Genomic DNA, 15,953 nt, shown 5'->3' with positions numbered 1-15,953 from the left:
GCGAGAGGGAACGATCTCCTGCGATCAGCGAAAGAGCTGACGCATCTCGTCGGTCTCCGCGGGCGCGTCGAGCTCTCCGAGGGCGCCGTCGTCGATGGCGGGAGGAGCCGGCGTCTCGATCTCGCCCGGTCCTGCTTCGGTCGGCTTCATCGACGGCGGAATCGCGTCCGGCGAATCGGACGGCGCAGGGGATCCGGGCGCCGCGACGGGGGCTTCCTCGGCGATCGTCGTCTCCGTCGATTCGATTTCCTCGGTCACCACGGCGATCAGCGGCGCGATGGCCGATCGTTGCAGGGCGAGCAGATTATTCAACTCGTTCCGCTCGGGCATCTCGTCGAAGCCGTCGATCGCGACGATGACCGTGTCGAAGGGCTGAACCGTGGCGGCTCCGCTCATCGCCATCGACGACAGCGGAAGCTGCACGTCGACCCGCGCCGACTCGCCCGCGGCGAGCTGCGGCACGACGACGACCGCCATAGGCGAGAAAGGTTCGACCGAACCGAGCGCCGCGACGACCGATACGCGGAAGCGGCCTGCCGGTAGATCGCCGCAGTTCCTGACCGTCACGGCGTAGATCGGCCCCGCGACGGGCGTCCCCTCCTGAACGGTGCGAATGCTTGCCGGGACGAGGTCCGCGATCTGCGGCTGCACGAAGCGGGGTCGCCCGAACGCGTCGAATCCGGCGAAGATGCCCGGCATCTGCGGCTCGGGCATGTGTCCGAACATCCGCTGTTCGATCAGCATGTCGATCACGTGACGGGCGTCGGCGAGAGGCGCCGCGGTTCGCCCGATCGCGATCTGGCCGAGCGCGAGTCCCGCGTCCGGCGTGACGTCTTCGACGACCGTCTGCATGGAGGACGAAGCGGTGACGGTCTGCGTCGTCTGAAGCGGAGCCTCGCCGACGCCCTGCTGCGCCGCGATCTGCTGCGCTGGCGCTCCCTGAGGCGGTGCGCCGGGCGCCTGGGCCATCGCGACGCCAGCGAGCGAAAGCGATGCCGCGCAGGCCGCGAGCGTCGTCACGAGGAATCTGTCTCTTCTCGTATCGTGCGGTTTCATGGAACGATCTCCGGTTCGGTTGGACGGGTAAAGCGATGAAGCGAGGACGCGCCGTCGGAGGGCGGGTCCCGGCGTAAAAAAACCCGCCGGCTTGCGACCGGCGGGCGTTCCAGAGTTTCAGTCGTCGTCTTCGTAGAGCGTTCGTCCCCGGCGAGCGGAGGGCGTCAGCCCTCCGTGTCAGTAGGCCGGGCGCTGGCTCACCAGCAGCCCCAGTAATTCGTGTAGACCGGAGCACAGTAGTGGTAGTACGTCACCGGGCGGCAGACGTAGTAGCTGGAGTAGCAGGGCGAGTAGCACGGGCGGTAGCAGTTGTAACCGTGACCGTAGCCGTAACCGTATCCGCCGCCGTACCCGTAGCTGCGATATCCGAAGCTGCGGAAGCAGGCTTCGACCGCTTCGTCGTCGCCGCTCGCCGAATCGGCGCTGGCGAGAAGGCCGTCGACGTCCGCGTCGAGACCGGGCTCTTCGATCGCGATCGCGGCGTCCTGGACGTCGCCGATCGAGATGTCGGCGAGCAGGTTCTCCTCCGCACGAACGGTGACGGCGATCAGCATCATCGGGACCAGGGCGAACAGCATCTTCTTCAACATGGCGGTAGCTCCTCAATCTGACGGCAGGAGGGTGTTTTGAGAGAGGGTCGCGAGTCTGCCGGTCTCGCGTCTCTCTTACACCCCGCCCAGCGAGAACTTCCGCACGTTGTTACGAGGCCGATCGCAAAATCCTTAAAGAGCCCGCTTCGCGGGACCCGCTTCGCGCCCGGACGCCGATATTCTTCGAGCGACCGGGACGTCGCGGACCCCCGACGAACGCCCGGCGAATAGACTCTCCTTCCAGGGCCGTTCCGACCGTTACTTACCTAGATCGTTAGGAGGCGTCGTCGTGTCGCAGGAGAACCCTTCCCCGTTCGCAGCCTACGCTCCGCCCGCCGCGGGATCGGTCGAGAGCGCCGCCTCGCCCTATCGGGAGTACCTGCCGATCCTCAAACAGTTCCGCGAGCAGACGCTGGCGCTGGGGGTGTTGTGGATCCTGTTCGGCACGCTCGGCAGCGTCGCGGGAGCGGCGCTCGTCGCCATGCATCTGGGGCAGATCCAGATCGATCCGGCGCGGCTCGACAGCTTTCCCCTGGTCCTCACGCTGTTCGCTCTGGCGATCGGCCTGCTGTGGCTCTTCGCCGGCGTGGGAACCCTGATGAAGCGACAGGAAGCCGTCGTCGCGGGGCTCGTCCTGAGCTACCTCTGGCTCCTGGGCAACGTGATCTCGTTCAACCTGTGCCTCGCCGCGCTGGCGATCGTCGTGATTATCCAGGGGCACCGGGTGCTGCGCTTCGCGTCGCAACTTCGAGCGGCCGGCGTACCGCTGGATACGAAGCCGTAGCGAGAGGATCGTGTCGCAGCGCCGCAGAAGGATCAGCGCTCGAGAAGATCGTCCGACGCGTGAGCGACGCCGCGGAGCGCGTGCAGGCCGGCGAGGAGCGACGCTTCGTCGCCGCTCTCGAGGAACGAAGCGAGAAAGCGCCGGGCGGCTAGTTGGCCGTGGCGGCGCTGAAGCTCGCGCCGTTCCGCGTACCGAAGCAGGGCCGCATCGGGCGATTCGCCTTCGTCCCACTGGACGTGCTCGCCCAGTTCGATCCCCAGACGATAAGCCGCCGCCGCGTGGAGATAACCCGAGGCACGGCTCGCGTCGGGCCCAATTCCCTCCGACGAAGCTCGCTCGGAGAGACCGACCGCGTCAGCGAACGCGGCGTTCGAGGCTGCGCCGCGCGGACGCCGCTTGGCGTTCTTCAGCTTCACCGTGACGCGAACGCTGTCGACCTTCTTCGCGCCCGCTTCGTCAGTCACCGTCAGTTTTACGACCTTTAACCCGACGGGAAAGGTCGCCGCCGTCTTCGCCTTCGTCGGTCCGGCGAAGCGAACGCCCGGCGCCGACCAGCGATACTTCAGGGAGTGACCGTCCGGGTCGGACGACTTGCCGCCGTTCAGCATCACGCGGGCGCCCCGTTCGGACTTCGTCGTGATGGTGACGTTCTTGCCGGCGTTCGCGACCGGCGGGCGATTGATGACCGTCACCTGCGACGACCACGTCGCCTGATTGCCGGCCGCGTCGGTGGCGATCCAAGTGGCGGTCGACCTCCCGATCGGGAAGCGTGCCGGCGCCGTCGAGGTCACCTTCAATCCCTGCGGAACGTTGTCGGTCGCCTGCGGCTGCGGAAGCAGCACGGCGGCGAACGTCTGTCCGCGATCGCAGCGAACCGTGAAGCTGCCCGACCCCGCGATCTTCGGCTGCTCCTGATCGAGGACCGTCACGCGCTGGGTAGCGAGGGAGACGTTTCCGTCGTCGTCTTCCGCCCTCCAGGTGACGATCGTCGGACCCAGCGGATAGACGGGCGGCGCGTCGTTCGTCAGACGCGGATCTCCGTCGCAGAGATCGGCGACGCTGGGGGGCGCGAGCGCGACGCCCGTCGCATGGTCTTTGCCGGGATCGGTCGGAACGACGACGTCCGGCGTCACGACGATGCTGGGAGCGGTGGTGTCGACGACCGTCACGGTCGTGCTCGCCAAGGTCTTCAGCACGCTGTCGCTGACTTCGACCGATACGGTGTGCGGTCCGTCGGGATAGTCGTGCAGAAACGTCACGGTCGACCCCGGCACGACGTTCGACGTCTCTTTCAGAACAGTCCCGTCGACCCGCCAGGTCACCGTCAGGCGATCGGCGGGGTTCGCGTCGTTCGCCGTCGCCGCGAGTTCGACGATGTTTTGCCCGCCCGTGCATTCGATGACGACCGGCGTCGGCGGGGCGACCGTCGGAGCGTCGTTGAGCTTGACCCGAAACGCGACGAGTTTGTCGAGCTTCTTTCCAATCCCCACGATGATGCTGCCGTCGGCGGAACAGGCGACCGCGTCGTCGAACGACTGCCAGCCCGCGGAGGCCAGATCGATGCCCGCGGCTTGAATCCGATCCAGCAGCGACCGCATCTGACCGTTGCGCCAGACGAACGCTTCTTCGCTACCTTCGTGCGAAGAGACTCCGACGACGGTCGATCCGTCGGCGGAGATGGCGCGGGGCGTCGAGGAACCGTGGAACCAGGGGCCCGCGGGGTAGAGCGTGCCGAGATCGACGGTCCCCTGCCCTGCGGTCCAGACGAAGCCGCGGCGGAGGGACGCCAGGCTTGCATGGCCGATCGCACGCGTTCCATCTTCCGAGCAACCGACCAGCACGTCGCTATAGGGCGCCGAATCGTTGAACGCCGCACGCGGTCCGATTTCTATGGGAGCGCCGGCGGCAGTCCACAGGACGGCCACGGGGCTCGCGGCTTGATCCGCCCGGTCGTCCGTATCGAGCGTTCCGAACGCCCGGGAACCGTCGAACGAGAGCGCGCTGACTTCTCCCGACTTGGCCGCGATGCTCGCCGAGGCGAGGGGCAACTCCGTCACCGCTCCGTTCGCCGACCAGAGGACCGGACGGTCGCCATGCGAAACGTTCGCCACGAACTTCCGCGCGAACCCGCCGATCTTCGTACCTTCGCCGGAAACGGTGAGGGCATCTGCGACCCGTGATCCTGTCAGATCGCCGGGATGAGCAAGCTGCGTCGCGCCGCCGTCGCTGCTCCAGCGGATCGCGTCGCGTCCGACTTGCGAGTAAGGCGGAGAAAGCGCGTAGCGGAATGCGAAGCCGCAGAGGACCGATCCGTCGGCGGAAACGTCACGAGCCTCCGCGCGAAACTTTCCCTGCGAATTCGGCTCGAACTCCGCGAGCGTCGTGAAACTTCCTTCGGCGAGCCACCGCATCGGCGACGTACCGAGATGGCCGCCTGATTCATAGCGATCCGACAGCCCGACGATGACGCTTCCGTCCGTCGACGCAGCACGCGGAGTTCCGTTCGGCAGATCCGCGTCGTCGCCTCGAACATCCAACTCGGTTCCGACCCCGGAGGCGTTCCACCGAATCGGACGGATGCCGACGCTGACGCCAGGCGGACCATCGACTCGCGAGGATCCGAAGGCCGTCGAACCGTCCGCGGAGAGCCCGACCACTGTCGGCGACGCGACGGTCGAAAAGGATTGCAGTTCGACCAGCGACGAAGGCTCCGCTCCCGCGGCGCTTGCGAGTTGCACGCAGAGCAGAAACGCCGCTGCGCTTCGCGCAGCAAGGCGTACGAGTCGTCCGTTCGTCGATCCGAGCCGCTGCATCCGCAAACTGCCGTCAGCGAGATCTGTTCGAGCCGTTCCGCGACGCCCTTGCGACGCGGAACGGAAACAGATTAATCCGCGCACTGCGGCAGACGCCAGCGACTTTCGATCCGTGCCGCAAATTCCTGTCGCCTGCGAGACGCCGCGACGGCGATTCGCGACCCCCGGTCAGCGCCGAATTCAGCCGCCGGTCAGCGCGGGATATCGGGCAGCGTTTCGACGTCGGCATCGCAGGTCAGGCGGAACAGCACGAACGTCGACGCCTGCATGGGATACGGCGTTCCGGGCGCGTGCTCCGTCTTTTCTGCCGTCGGATCGGACGAATCGAGCAGCAACTCCCACGGCTTGCCGTCCACCAGGTCGGGCAACATGAATTCGATCGGGTCGCCCCAGTCGGCGTTGACCAGGATCAGCATCGTATCGCCGTCAATCGGCTCGCCCCATTCGTCGACGTCGACGTCGTCGCCGAAGAGCGCGACGCCGATGCACTTCGTGTAGCCGGCGTCCCAGGCCTCCTGCGTCATCTCCGAGCCGTCGACGTTGATCCAGACGACGTCATGCGCCTGGTCGCCCGCGTGAGGTCGTTCATGGAAGAATCGCCGACGTTGGAAGACGGGCTGCTCGCGGCGAATCTGGATCGCCTTCTGCACGAATCGCAGGAGCCGGATATCCTCGTCGCCGAGGTCCCAGTTCAGCCAACTGATCTCGTTGTCCTGGCAGTAGGTATTGTTGTTGCCTCCCTGCGTGTTCCCCGTCTCGTCGCCGGAGAGGATCATCGGCACGCCTTGCGAAAACAGCAGCGTCGCGAGCATGCTGCGGCGCATCCGCAGGCGGCGTTCGTTGATCTCCTCATCGTCGGTCGGGCCTTCGACGCCGCAGTTCCAGCTCGTCGGGTCGTCGCTGCCGTCGCGGTTGTCTTCGCCGTTCGCTTCGTTGTGCTTCCGCTCGTACGAGACGAGATCCGCCAGCGTGAAGCCGTCATGCGCGGTGATGAAGTTGATGCTCGCGTGGGGATGCTTGCCGTTCCATTGGTACATGTCGCTGGAACCGAAGAACCGCGTCGCGAACTCCGGCAGGTGCCCCCCCTCGCCCTTCCAGAACTTCCTCACGCAATCGCGGTACTTGCCGTTCCACTCCGACCATTGGGCGGGAAAGTTGCCGACCTGATAACCGCCCGGGCCGACGTCCCAAGGCTCGGCGATCAGCTTCACCTGCGAGATGATCGGATCCTGGTGGATGATGTCGAAGAAGCCGCTCAGCTTATCGACGTCGAACAGTTCCCGCGCCAGCGTGCTGGCCAGATCGAAGCGGAACCCGTCGACGTGCATCTCCGTCACCCAGTACCGCAGGCTGTCCATCAGCAACTGCAGCGCGCGGGGATTGGTCATGTCGAGCGTGTTGCCGCAGCCCGTGAAGTCCATGTAGTGCTGCGGCGAGTCGGGCACCAGGCGATAGTACCCGCTGTTGTCGATGCCCCGGAAGGAGAGCGTCGGCCCTCGCTCGTTCCCTTCCGCCGTGTGGTTGTAGACCACGTCCAGGATGACCTCGATCCCCGCCGCATGGAGCGCGCGGACCATCATCTTGAACTCCCGCACCGGGTCGAGACCGCGAAGGTTGGCCGAGTAGCCGGGGTCGGGCGCGAAGAAGCCGAGTGTGTCGTAGCCCCAGTAGTTCGTCAGCCCCTTGTTCAGCAGAAAGTCGCCGTTGACGTGGTAGTGGATCGGCATCAACTCCACTGCCGTGATGCCGAGGTTCTTCAGGTAGTTGACCGCCGGCTCCGATCCGAGCCCCGCGTACGTGCCGCGAAGCTCCTCGGGGACGTCCTGCATCAGCTTCGTGAAGCCTTTGACGTGCATCTCGTAGATGATCGTCTGATGCATCGGGACGTTCGGCGCTTGATCGTCTCCCCAACTGAACGAGGGATCGACGACCTGCGCGAGCGGCGCGAAGGCCGCGCTGTCCCGTTCGTCGAAAGAAAGCGGACCTTCTTCGCTGTGGATGTCGTATCCGAACAGCGAATCGTCCCACGTCAGTCGGCGTGCGATCGCCTTGGCGTAAGGGTCGAGCAGCACCTTATTCGAATTGAATCGCATTCCCGACGCCGGATCGTACGGCCCGTACACGCGGTAGCCGTACACCTGGCCCGGCAGCAGACCGGGAAGGTAGGCGTGCCAGACGTGGTCCGTCTGTTCGACGAACGGGATCCTGGCGCTTTCTTCGGTCGCCTCGGGACCGTCGAACAGGCAAAGTTCGACCTTCTCGGCGTGCTCGGAATAAAGCGCGAAATTCGCTCCCTTGCCGTCCCAGTAAGCGCCCAGCGGATAGGGCTTTCCGGGCGAGATCCTGGCGAGCGTGGGAGGAAGCGACTTGAGCTGTTCCTGAAACTTCGCCTGCGGATTAGGACGTTCCGAACGACGAATGACGTGACGGCTGGCGGTGGACATAAATTTTCCGACGGGTACAGCCGCGGCTCCTACGGTATCCCCCGCAAGAACGGGAGGCGGCTGTCTCGCGTTTACAGCAAAACCTGTGCCGCATGCCGAATCCCGCATTTGCGACCTACGCTGGTTTAACGGCAGCGCCTGGGGCGCTCGTTTTGCGGTCGCGCGGGTCCGGCGGCGGTAGCGAATTGCTCGCAGTCCCCGCACGATTACGATGCTGTCTCCGCCGCTGCCGACCAATTCCGTGCTTCGCGACCCTGGCTCGCTCCGATGAACGCCTCCGCTTCGCCGCATTCTGAAACGACGGCGCCGCAGCGGTTCCTGCTTCTGCCGTTCGGTTCTGCCGGGGACTTGCACCCGTACCTGGCGATCGGCTGCGAGTTGCACCGGCGGGGGCACGAGGTCCTGCTTGCCAGCAACCCCGTCCATCGCCGCCTGGTCGAGTCGCACGGCCTGCCGTTTCACGAGATCGGGACGTTCGAGGAAATGGCCCAGGCGGGTCACGATCCGGCGCTGCGCAGTCACTCCCGATCGTGGAAGGTCGCCGTCCAGTCGACGCCGCTGCGTCAGGTTCGATCGGTCTACGAATGGATCGAGTCGGCGTACCAGCCGGGACGGACGGCGGTGGTGGCCCCGTCGATCATGTTCGGCGCCCGGATCGCGCGAGAAAAACTGGGCGCTCCGCTGGCGACGATTCACCTGGAGCCAGGCTGCTTCCGGAGCGTCTACCGATCGCCCGTGATGCCGCCGCCGCTCTGGATGTCGCCCGGCGTGCCTCGCTTCTGGAAGCGGGCGCAGCTTTGGATCGCGGATCGCTACTTCGTCGATCCGACGCTCGAGCCGATCAACGCCTTCCGCGCGGAACTCGGCCTGGCGCCGGTCCGCCGGTTTCTGCACGAATGGTGGCACTCGCCCGACCTGGCGCTCGGGCTCTTCCCGAACTGGTATGCGGAGCCGCAGCCTGACTGGCCCGCCTCGACCCGACTGACCGGGTTCCTGCGTTGGGATCCCGATCCCGAAGCGGCGGTCGACGCCGAAATCGAGAGCTTCCTGCAGGAGGGCGACGCGCCGATCGTCTTCACCGCAGGCTCGGCAGGGTTCGCCGACGCTTCCTTCTACAGCGAATCGGTCGCCGCGGCCCAGCGGCTGGGGCGTCGCGCGATCCTGCTCTCTCGCCGCAGCGAGCTTCTGCCGGCGACGCTTCCGGAAGGGATTCGGGCGTTCGCGTTCGTTCCGTTCGAGAAGATTCTCCCGCGTGCGGCCTGCCTCGTGCACCACGGGGGGATCGGCACCGTCGCCCAGGCCCTCGCCGCGGGCGTGCCGCAACTGGTGATGCCGGTCGCCTTCAATCAGCCCGACGAAGCCGCCCGGCTGACTCGCTTCGGCGTCGCCGATCGCATCTCCCCCAGTCGCTACCGGGCCGACGAACTCGTGCCGAAGTTGCAGCGCCTGCTCTCCTCCCCCGACGTCGCCCGGCGCTGCGCTGACCTCGCCCGCCGCTTCGACGGCGCCGAGCCCCTCGCCCCCACGTGCGACGCGTTAGAAGAACTCCTCGACCGTCGCACAGGTGAAACCCGACGAACTGCAGCCCCGGCGGGACTCGATCGAGCCTCCGCCGGTCGTTAGCCGTTCGGCGTCTGCCTTCAGTCGCCGTTCAGCGTTCGAAGATGTCCGCTTCGGCGCACGCCGCGCCGTTCAGCGCCCAGAGGGCCGCATGGAGGGCGTCCTCGTCGCCCGTTTCGGCATAGGCATCGAGATACGCCGACGCGGCCCGCTCGCCGCAGAGACTCTGCAGCGCGCGCAGCTCGGCGTACTCCAACTCGGCGTCGGCAGGCGCCTGGCCTTCGTTCCACTGCACGTGATCGCCGGCGTAGATCGCGATCCGCTGGGCGGCGTTGGCGTAGGCGTAGCCCGACAGGCTCATCGCGTTCGGAGCGCTGTTCACCGCGTCGCGCGTGCCGTGATGGAACGTCTTGGCGAAAGCCTCGTTCGCCTGTTTCCCGCGGGAGCGGGCCTTGGCGTTCTTCAGCTTCACGGTCACCTTGACCTTCGCGACCGACTTGGCGCCGGCAGCATCGGTGACGGTCAGCGTCACGGTTTTCGTTCCGATGGGGAAGACGCCGCTGGGCTTCGCCGTCGTCGGCTTCTTCAGTCGCACGCCGGGCGCCGTCCAGCGATACGTCAGATTGTGTTGATCGGGATCGGAAGAGGCGCTTCCGTTCAGCCTGACCGTCGCTCCCTTTTCGGAAGACGTCGTGACGACGATCCGCTTGCCGGCATTCGCGGTCGGCGTGCGGTTCACGACTGTCACGTTCTGCGAGACGCTCGCCGTATTGCCGCCCGCGTCGGTCGCGGTCCACATGACGGTCGTCAGCCCGATCGGCAGGACGGACGGTGCGTTGGACGTCACCTGCAGACCCGCGGGGACGTTGTCCGAAGCCGTCGGCGGAGTCAGCGGCGCGGCCGAGAAGAGCGTACCGGGATCGACGAAGCGATCGATCGCCGCGGCGGGCGCGAGCGTCGGCTTCTCCTGGTCGACGACGGTCACCTTCTGCGTCGCGGTCGCCTGATTGCCGTTCGCGTCCGTCGCGGTCCAGGTGACGATCGTTTCGCCCAGCGGATACTGCGACGGAGCGTTATGGGTCAGCGCTGGTTCGCCGTCGCAGTTGTCGGCCACCGTCGGCGGCGTCAGAACCACGCCCGTCGCGAAGCTCTTGCCGGCGTCCGTCGGCACGACGACGTCGGACGCGACCGTAACCGAGGGAGCGGCCGCGTCGGTGACCGTGACGGTCGTCGTCGCCGTGCCCGTGTGATAGCTGTCGTTCGCCTCGACCGTGACCATGCTTTGACCGTGGGGATAGTCGTACTCGAAAGCGATCGACGTGCCCGAGACGACGTTCGGCGTCGTCTGCTGGGCGACGCCGTCGACCTTCCAGACGACCGTCAGCGGATGGCCGTCCGCGTCGCCGACCGTGGAAGCGAGCGTGACGAGGTGGCTGCCGTCGATGCACTCGACGTTCTCCGCCGACATCGCCGATGCGGTCGGGACGTTGTTGGGCGGAACGGTCAGGGTGAAGTTGATCTTGCCGGGATTGCCGGCGTAAGCCGTGTCGGCGAAGGCGATCGCGGCATTGTGCGAGCCGACGTCGGCGAGCGTCGGCGTGAAGTTTAAACTGACGTTGAAGGGCCGCTTCCCCGTCGACCCGACAGGAGGCGTCAGGACCGCGGACGGAGGCAGGCCCGTCGCCTTGAGCGTCAGCGTTTCGTTGTCCTGATCCTGGCCGACCAGCGCGGCTGAAAAGGAAGAACCGAGGGGAACGCTATACGACTGGCCTTGAACGAGCGCCGACGTCACCGTCGGGCGCCGATTTCTGAAGGGAACGAAGACTCGAAATGCCGTCGTCGCGCCCTGATATTCACCCGAGCCGACGATGATGCAGTCCTCATCGGCGCTCCCATCCGTGGAGCAGCTGTTCGCGGTGTACAGACGACCCCAGCCGGTCATGTCGATGCCATACTCGGTCGCCAGGACGTCGCGAAGCGATTTATGTATCCAAGGAGAATCCCAAATCCAGATCGCTGCATTGCCGTGTCCCACGCCGCCGGTCGAAACCTCGCCTACGACGAGCGACCCATCGTCCGTTATGTCGTATGCACAACTATTTTCATTCTGATTCGCGTGGATGGCTCCGCTTCTACCCGTAGCTCGAAAGGAGCTGGCCACGTATTTTCCGTTAACCGACGAGAACCCGACGATCAACTTGGTCAGCGACACCGCTTCCCCATAGGATTCCGTGGCGAACGGCAATTGACCGGTATTGCCCTCGCTTATCCCAGGTACCCTTGTAAGAAATCGGGTATCGTCCCAGTACGTAGTCGCAAAATCTCCGTTACTCGAGACTCCCCTGATAAATCCGGAAGATGTTCCCTGTGTTGATGGAATGAGAATGCTGTTCCAACTTGTTGGCGACTGGTATTCGGCGCCCACTGCGCGGATGCTGCTACCGACGATCTGAAGACCGTCGGCGCTGATGTCGAAGGCTCGCGACTCGCCCGTGGCGGATCCATACGCCCGTAGGTGGGTCATACCCGTGGAATCTCGCCAGCGAAACGCGCTGATGAATCCGAACGGACTCGCCGAGTGTCCCACCACCGTTCCCACGATCGGCGTGCTGGATACCGTCGCGCTCACCGGACCGATGCCTCCTGCGGTCGACGTAGTGACGCCCTCGGCATAGCTGTTTCCCGGAGCGTTACCGAGCGTTCCCAACTCCAGCATTCCTGTCGCGGCGGACCAGATAAAAGCGCGATCGTATCCGTTGGCTGAACGAGAGTGCCCGACAACCAGCGACCCGTCCGCAGAGACGCCCTTCGCCACGGAATGCCGTACGCCCGAATCCAGCCATCCCAGCGGCTGAATCGTCGGCGGCTGAACTGTCTGCGCCTGAGCGCCGGCGATCGACGCGACCGCCACGATAAAGAATCCGGCGAGAACTGAATCGCGAGCGTTCGTCATGGAGCCCCTTCGGACATATCTGGACATAATGATGCGTAACCGGCGGGCGTGTCCTGCAGGATCTCTCCGCTACAGAGTTTCTTGTCAGGCCGTCACAGCTTCTTTTCGGCGGCTCCGTTCGGGTCTGTCGTGACGCAGGCTGTCGAAGCTCTCCGCCTGGGCTCGGGGCTCGCGATTGTCCGTAACATCCCGAGCGAGACCGCGCTCGGCGAAGGAGCAGGCGTGCGGCGATTCGCACGCCGCGTCGTTCCTTCTGCCGGGGTGGACGCGTCATGTCCCGCTCGATCGCCTTCCACGTCCTGTGGACCAGTCTTTCCGCCGCGTCGCTCGCCTTCGGGGGAGACGATCTCTTCTCCGATCTAAAGATCGAGTCGGTTTACGGCTCGTCGGGGTCGGCAGCCGATCTGGAGCCGACGGAAGCCGCTCCGACGATTCCCGCAGGCGGGCCGCACTCGCCGGTCGAGATCGCAGGACCGGCGTCGCTGGCCGAGGCGCTCCGCAACGGGGGCTTCGATCCGCAGGAAGCGAACTCCCAGTATCTGACTGTCGTGGTTCGCTCCGGCGAGACGCAGAAGACGGCCTTCGCGACCGTTTCGGAGGATCGGAAGCGGGTGCAACTGGTTCTGCCGCTCGACTCGCTGGCGAAGGGGGCGAAGCTGCCTGCCGATCGTCTGGCGGCGCTGATGGAGGCGAACCGCGCTGATCGCGCCGAGCGTTTCGCCCTGAGCGTCAAGCTGGGGCGGATCGAGTTGCACCGCTCGCTCGACAACCGCGGCGTCACCGGCGCCCGGCTTCGCGATTCGCTGGAGGCGATGGTCGCCGTCGCCGAGGAAACCGCGTCGCTCTGGAAGTTCGAAGAAGCGCCCGCGTCGTCGCCTGCGCCTGCATCGCCCGCCGCGAGCGATGCCGCGAAGCCGTCGGTCTCCGGCGGATCTGCAACGCCGACCGCGAGCGCATCCGCCGCTATTGTCGGTTCGTGGACCGCATCCCGATCGAAGACGCAGGCGTTCGCTCTGCGGCTTGGGGCCGACGGCGCGTTCGACCTCGTCACGGTCGACGGAACGCGAAACGCTCAGTCCAGCGGGACTTACGTCCTGTCAGGAAGCAAACTCTCGCTGAACGACGCGAAGGGAGGCGCCCTCGTCGGAACGATCGTCGTTCGCTCGGCAGACCAGTTCGAGTTCACGCCGGAAGGAGGCGCCGCGACGGCGCTCGTCTTCCAAAAGCCGAAGTGAACTTCAGCATTCCTCTAGGTCGCCGATTCGACGCCGCCAAAAAAACTGGAAACTTTTTTCTCATGCTCGGCTAGGAAAAATTCCGGTACTGCCGAGCGAAGCGATCGCGACCCCTTACGCGAAGGGCTTTACGAGTTCAGAACTTGCGTCCATTCACTTACGTGAATCGGTCTGTGACGGAGGTAGGGATCGCCCCGCCGCGTCGCTCGCCGGACTGCCGCTCCGAAGATCAGGTCGGCCGCCCGGGCGGACTCGTTCTAGCGTTGGATAGCACGCGAACGAATCGGCCACCCGGATGCGGGCCGCCGAACGCTTCGCCCCTCGACCTTTTCTGTGTGCGGTTGATGGTTGCTGACCGCATTCTTTCGGACCGCTGAGCCAGGGCAGTCTCCTCGGCGGTCCCCTCTTCTCTTCCCTGTCGGGGAACACGAGGCAACGCGATGGTCGAGAAACTTCTTCTTCCTCTGGGGGCGGCGCTGGTGGCTTACGCAGGGGGGCGTCCACCGAACCTCGCCCTGCCGCCCGACTTACCCCCTGCCGGGATCGTCAGCCCGGTGCAGCAGGTCGCGCCCGACGCCAACGGCGCCGAGATTCCGCCGGTGCCCGATCCTCCTCCCCGGGCAGCTTCGGCCAACGCCGCGATTCCGGGCCGCACGCTCGGAACGATGTTTATTCGCGACGACCAAGGGGACGTCGTCGCCCGCGTGCAGGAATTGATCATCGAGCCGCGCGCGGGCCGCGTCGTCTACGCGGCGGTCTCCTTCGGTCGCATGGTCGGCATGGGGGACGTGGTCTACGTCGTGCCGTGGGATTGCCTGGAGATCGCTCCCGGCTGCCATGAACTGCGGCTGAGCCTGTCGCCCGAGGCGATCAAGCAGGGCCCGCGGTTCTCGCTCGAGAGTTGGCCGAACTTCGCGGACGAGGTCTACACGGCCAGCGTTCGCGATTACTACAAGAACGTCCGCTCGGCACGCCCCGGACCCCCGGGCGATTCCCTTCGCGCCGTCGTCCGGTAACCCTTCGATCGCACGGAAAGAAGCTGAATTGAAGAAAGCCGCCTCGCCGACGCACTGCCGGCGGGGCGGCTTTCTTCGTATTTTCGCGGGAATTCGCCCGCCCGAAGTAACGATCCGACGTGGTTTTCGCTTCGCCAGGAAGAAAGCACGCGGCGCTCTGCGTCCCGAATCCGCCTTTCTTCCCTGCCGAAGTCTCGACGAAACCAGAAGGATCCTTCCATGAACGCCTGCCCGCTCCCTCTCGGTCGCCTCGCCGTGACGGCTGGCCTGATGCTCGCCAGCCTGGCTGCCCGCCCTGCCTTGGCAGATCCGACGATCTACCAGACGACGCTCGCCTCGACGGTCTGGGTCCTGGCGAAAGGTTCCGAAGGAACCTCCAGCGGCACCGGCGTCCTGATCGACGCCGATCGAAAGCTGGTCATCACCAACGCCCACGTCGTCGGCGAGTGCCGCAACGCGGTTCTGTTCTTTCCCGACTTGGAAAATGACCGCCCCAAGGTCGACCGCCAGCACTATTACGACAATGTGAAGAAGCTCGGCCTGCGCGGCCGCGTCGTGGCCGTCGATCGGAAACGCGACCTGGCGCTGATCGAGATCGACCGGATTCCGGAGGGGGCGAAGCCGGTCATCCTCGCGGCGACGAGCGCCCTCCCGGGCGAGGCGGTGAACTCGATCGGAAACCCTGGCGCCAGCGATGCCCTGTGGGTCTTCACCTCCGGCACGGTTCGCTCGGTCTACAAGAAGTCCTTCCGCAGCGGCGCCGGCGATCACGAATTCACGGTTCTCGAAACTCAGGCGCCGATCAACTCGGGCGACAGCGGCGGACCGGTCGTGAACGCGAAGGGCGAACTGGTCGCCGTCGCCCAGGCGGTCTCTCCCAAGGCCAGGCTGGTGACGTACTGCGTCGACGTGACCGAGGTTCGCGACTTTCTCGACAGCCCCTGGAAGCCGGCGCCCCTGCCGGTGGAAGAGATTCTCAAGCGGACCGACCTGACGTACACGAAGCACGAAACCGGTCACTTCGAGGTCAAGATGACCCCGGAAACCGATCAGACGGCGTCGGTCTTCATCGCCAAGGACGTCGAGTACTTCGAACGGGCGGACGTCCGCCGGATCTGGACTCTGGCCCAGGTGACGAAGGAAGCGCCTACCGCCGACACGATGACCAAGCTGCTGGAGCAGTCCGCCCGTACGAAGATCGGCGCCTGGTCGCTCGAGCGAAACCCGGCAGGTGAGTGGCTGATCGTCTACTGCGTGAAGATGGACGCGACCGCAGCGCCCGACGCGGTGAAGAGCACGATGAACTACGTCGGCAAACTCTCGGTCGCGATGAAGAAGGAGCTCGCTCCCGAGGCGAAGACGACCAGTTCCACCGACACGCTGAACTCCTGGCTGGCGAACTGAGATCGACTGCTCGGGGCCTTTTGGCCGCGAAGAAACCCTCTGTGTGCCACGGCTGGCTTGCCCAGCCGTGCCGAATCGAGACCCGTCTTACGCACGGC

The 15,953-nt window shown here is 65.6% G+C and carries 10 protein-coding genes; 5 read left to right on the top strand and 5 right to left on the bottom strand.

What is annotated here, in order from left to right; genetic code table 11:
* Window positions 1–24: 24 nt before the first annotated feature.
* Together SH602x_RS20425 and SH602x_RS20420 are read right to left on the bottom strand one after the other, a co-directional pair.
* A complete protein-coding gene (locus SH602x_RS20425) occupies window positions 25–1,020 on the bottom strand; it encodes a CARDB domain-containing protein (protein WP_479474060.1) in 996 nt (331 codons plus the stop codon).
* A gap of 233 nt (window positions 1,021–1,253) precedes the next feature.
* A complete protein-coding gene (locus SH602x_RS20420; protein WP_479474059.1) occupies window positions 1,254–1,646 on the bottom strand; it encodes a hypothetical protein in 393 nt (130 codons plus the stop codon).
* A gap of 289 nt (window positions 1,647–1,935) precedes the next feature.
* Between SH602x_RS20420 and SH602x_RS20415 the strand changes: the two genes are divergently transcribed.
* The gene (locus SH602x_RS20415) at window positions 1,936–2,430 is read left to right on the top strand and encodes a hypothetical protein (RefSeq protein WP_479474058.1); all 495 of its coding nucleotides are present in this window, start codon (window positions 1,936–1,938) and stop codon (window positions 2,428–2,430) included.
* 32 nt (window positions 2,431–2,462) lie between these two features.
* Here the strand turns inward: SH602x_RS20415 and SH602x_RS20410 are convergent, their stop codons facing one another.
* Both SH602x_RS20410 and glgX read right to left on the bottom strand, forming a co-directional pair.
* The gene (locus SH602x_RS20410) at window positions 2,463–5,168 is read right to left on the bottom strand and encodes an HYR domain-containing protein (protein ID WP_479474057.1); all 2,706 of its coding nucleotides are present in this window, start codon (window positions 5,166–5,168) and stop codon (window positions 2,463–2,465) included.
* A 266-nt stretch (window positions 5,169–5,434) separates the two neighbouring features.
* Entirely contained in the window at window positions 5,435–7,687 is a 2,253-nt protein-coding gene (gene glgX / locus SH602x_RS20405) for a glycogen debranching protein GlgX (protein WP_479474056.1), read from the bottom strand.
* 267 nt (window positions 7,688–7,954) lie between these two features.
* Between glgX and SH602x_RS20400 the strand changes: the two genes are divergently transcribed.
* On the top strand, window positions 7,955–9,310 hold the full coding sequence (locus SH602x_RS20400) for a glycosyltransferase (protein WP_479474055.1): 1,356 nt from the start codon (window positions 7,955–7,957) through the stop codon (window positions 9,308–9,310).
* Window positions 9,311–9,338: 28 nt separating this feature from the next.
* Here the strand turns inward: SH602x_RS20400 and SH602x_RS20395 are convergent, their stop codons facing one another.
* Window positions 9,339–12,200, bottom strand: coding sequence for an HYR domain-containing protein (locus tag SH602x_RS20395; RefSeq protein ID WP_479474054.1), 2,862 nt, complete (start codon window positions 12,198–12,200; stop codon window positions 9,339–9,341).
* Window positions 12,201–12,472: 272 nt separating this feature from the next.
* Between SH602x_RS20395 and SH602x_RS20390 the strand changes: the two genes are divergently transcribed.
* The 3 genes from SH602x_RS20390 (at window position 12,473) to SH602x_RS20380 (ending at window position 15,855) form a co-directional block, all read left to right on the top strand.
* Complete coding sequence (locus tag SH602x_RS20390; protein ID WP_479474053.1) at window positions 12,473–13,435, top strand: type III secretion system chaperone; 963 nt, start codon at window positions 12,473–12,475, stop codon at window positions 13,433–13,435.
* Window positions 13,436–13,875: 440 nt separating this feature from the next.
* Window positions 13,876–14,451, top strand: coding sequence for a PRC-barrel domain-containing protein (locus SH602x_RS20385; RefSeq protein ID WP_479474052.1), 576 nt, complete (start codon window positions 13,876–13,878; stop codon window positions 14,449–14,451).
* A gap of 219 nt (window positions 14,452–14,670) precedes the next feature.
* Window positions 14,671–15,855 carry a S1 family peptidase gene (locus SH602x_RS20380; RefSeq protein WP_479474051.1) on the top strand — a complete coding sequence of 395 codons (1,185 nt, stop codon included), beginning with the start codon at window positions 14,671–14,673 and terminating at the stop codon, window positions 15,853–15,855.
* Window positions 15,856–15,953 lie beyond the last annotated feature (98 nt).

The organism is Lignipirellula cremea, assembly GCF_056501455.1.
The sequence above is the reverse complement of the archived record's forward strand: the minus strand, read 5'-3'. Positions and strand labels throughout refer to the sequence as shown.

Bases quoted from the DNA above. Each gene is read 5' to 3' on its own strand.
- SH602x_RS20420 (WP_479474059.1), bottom strand. From the start codon at position 1,646: ATGTTGAAGAAGATGCTGTTCGCCCTGGTCCCGATGATGCTGATCGCC.
- SH602x_RS20390 (WP_479474053.1), top strand. From the start codon at position 12,473: ATGTCCCGCTCGATCGCCTTCCACGTCCTGTGGACCAGTCTTTCCGCC.
- SH602x_RS20385 (WP_479474052.1), top strand. From the start codon at position 13,876: ATGGTCGAGAAACTTCTTCTTCCTCTGGGGGCGGCGCTGGTGGCTTAC.
- SH602x_RS20395 (WP_479474054.1), bottom strand. From the start codon at position 12,200: ATGACGAACGCTCGCGATTCAGTTCTCGCCGGATTCTTTATCGTGGCG.
- SH602x_RS20380 (WP_479474051.1), top strand. From the start codon at position 14,671: ATGAACGCCTGCCCGCTCCCTCTCGGTCGCCTCGCCGTGACGGCTGGC.
- SH602x_RS20400 (WP_479474055.1), top strand. From the start codon at position 7,955: ATGAACGCCTCCGCTTCGCCGCATTCTGAAACGACGGCGCCGCAGCGG.
- glgX (WP_479474056.1), bottom strand. From the start codon at position 7,687: ATGTCCACCGCCAGCCGTCACGTCATTCGTCGTTCGGAACGTCCTAAT.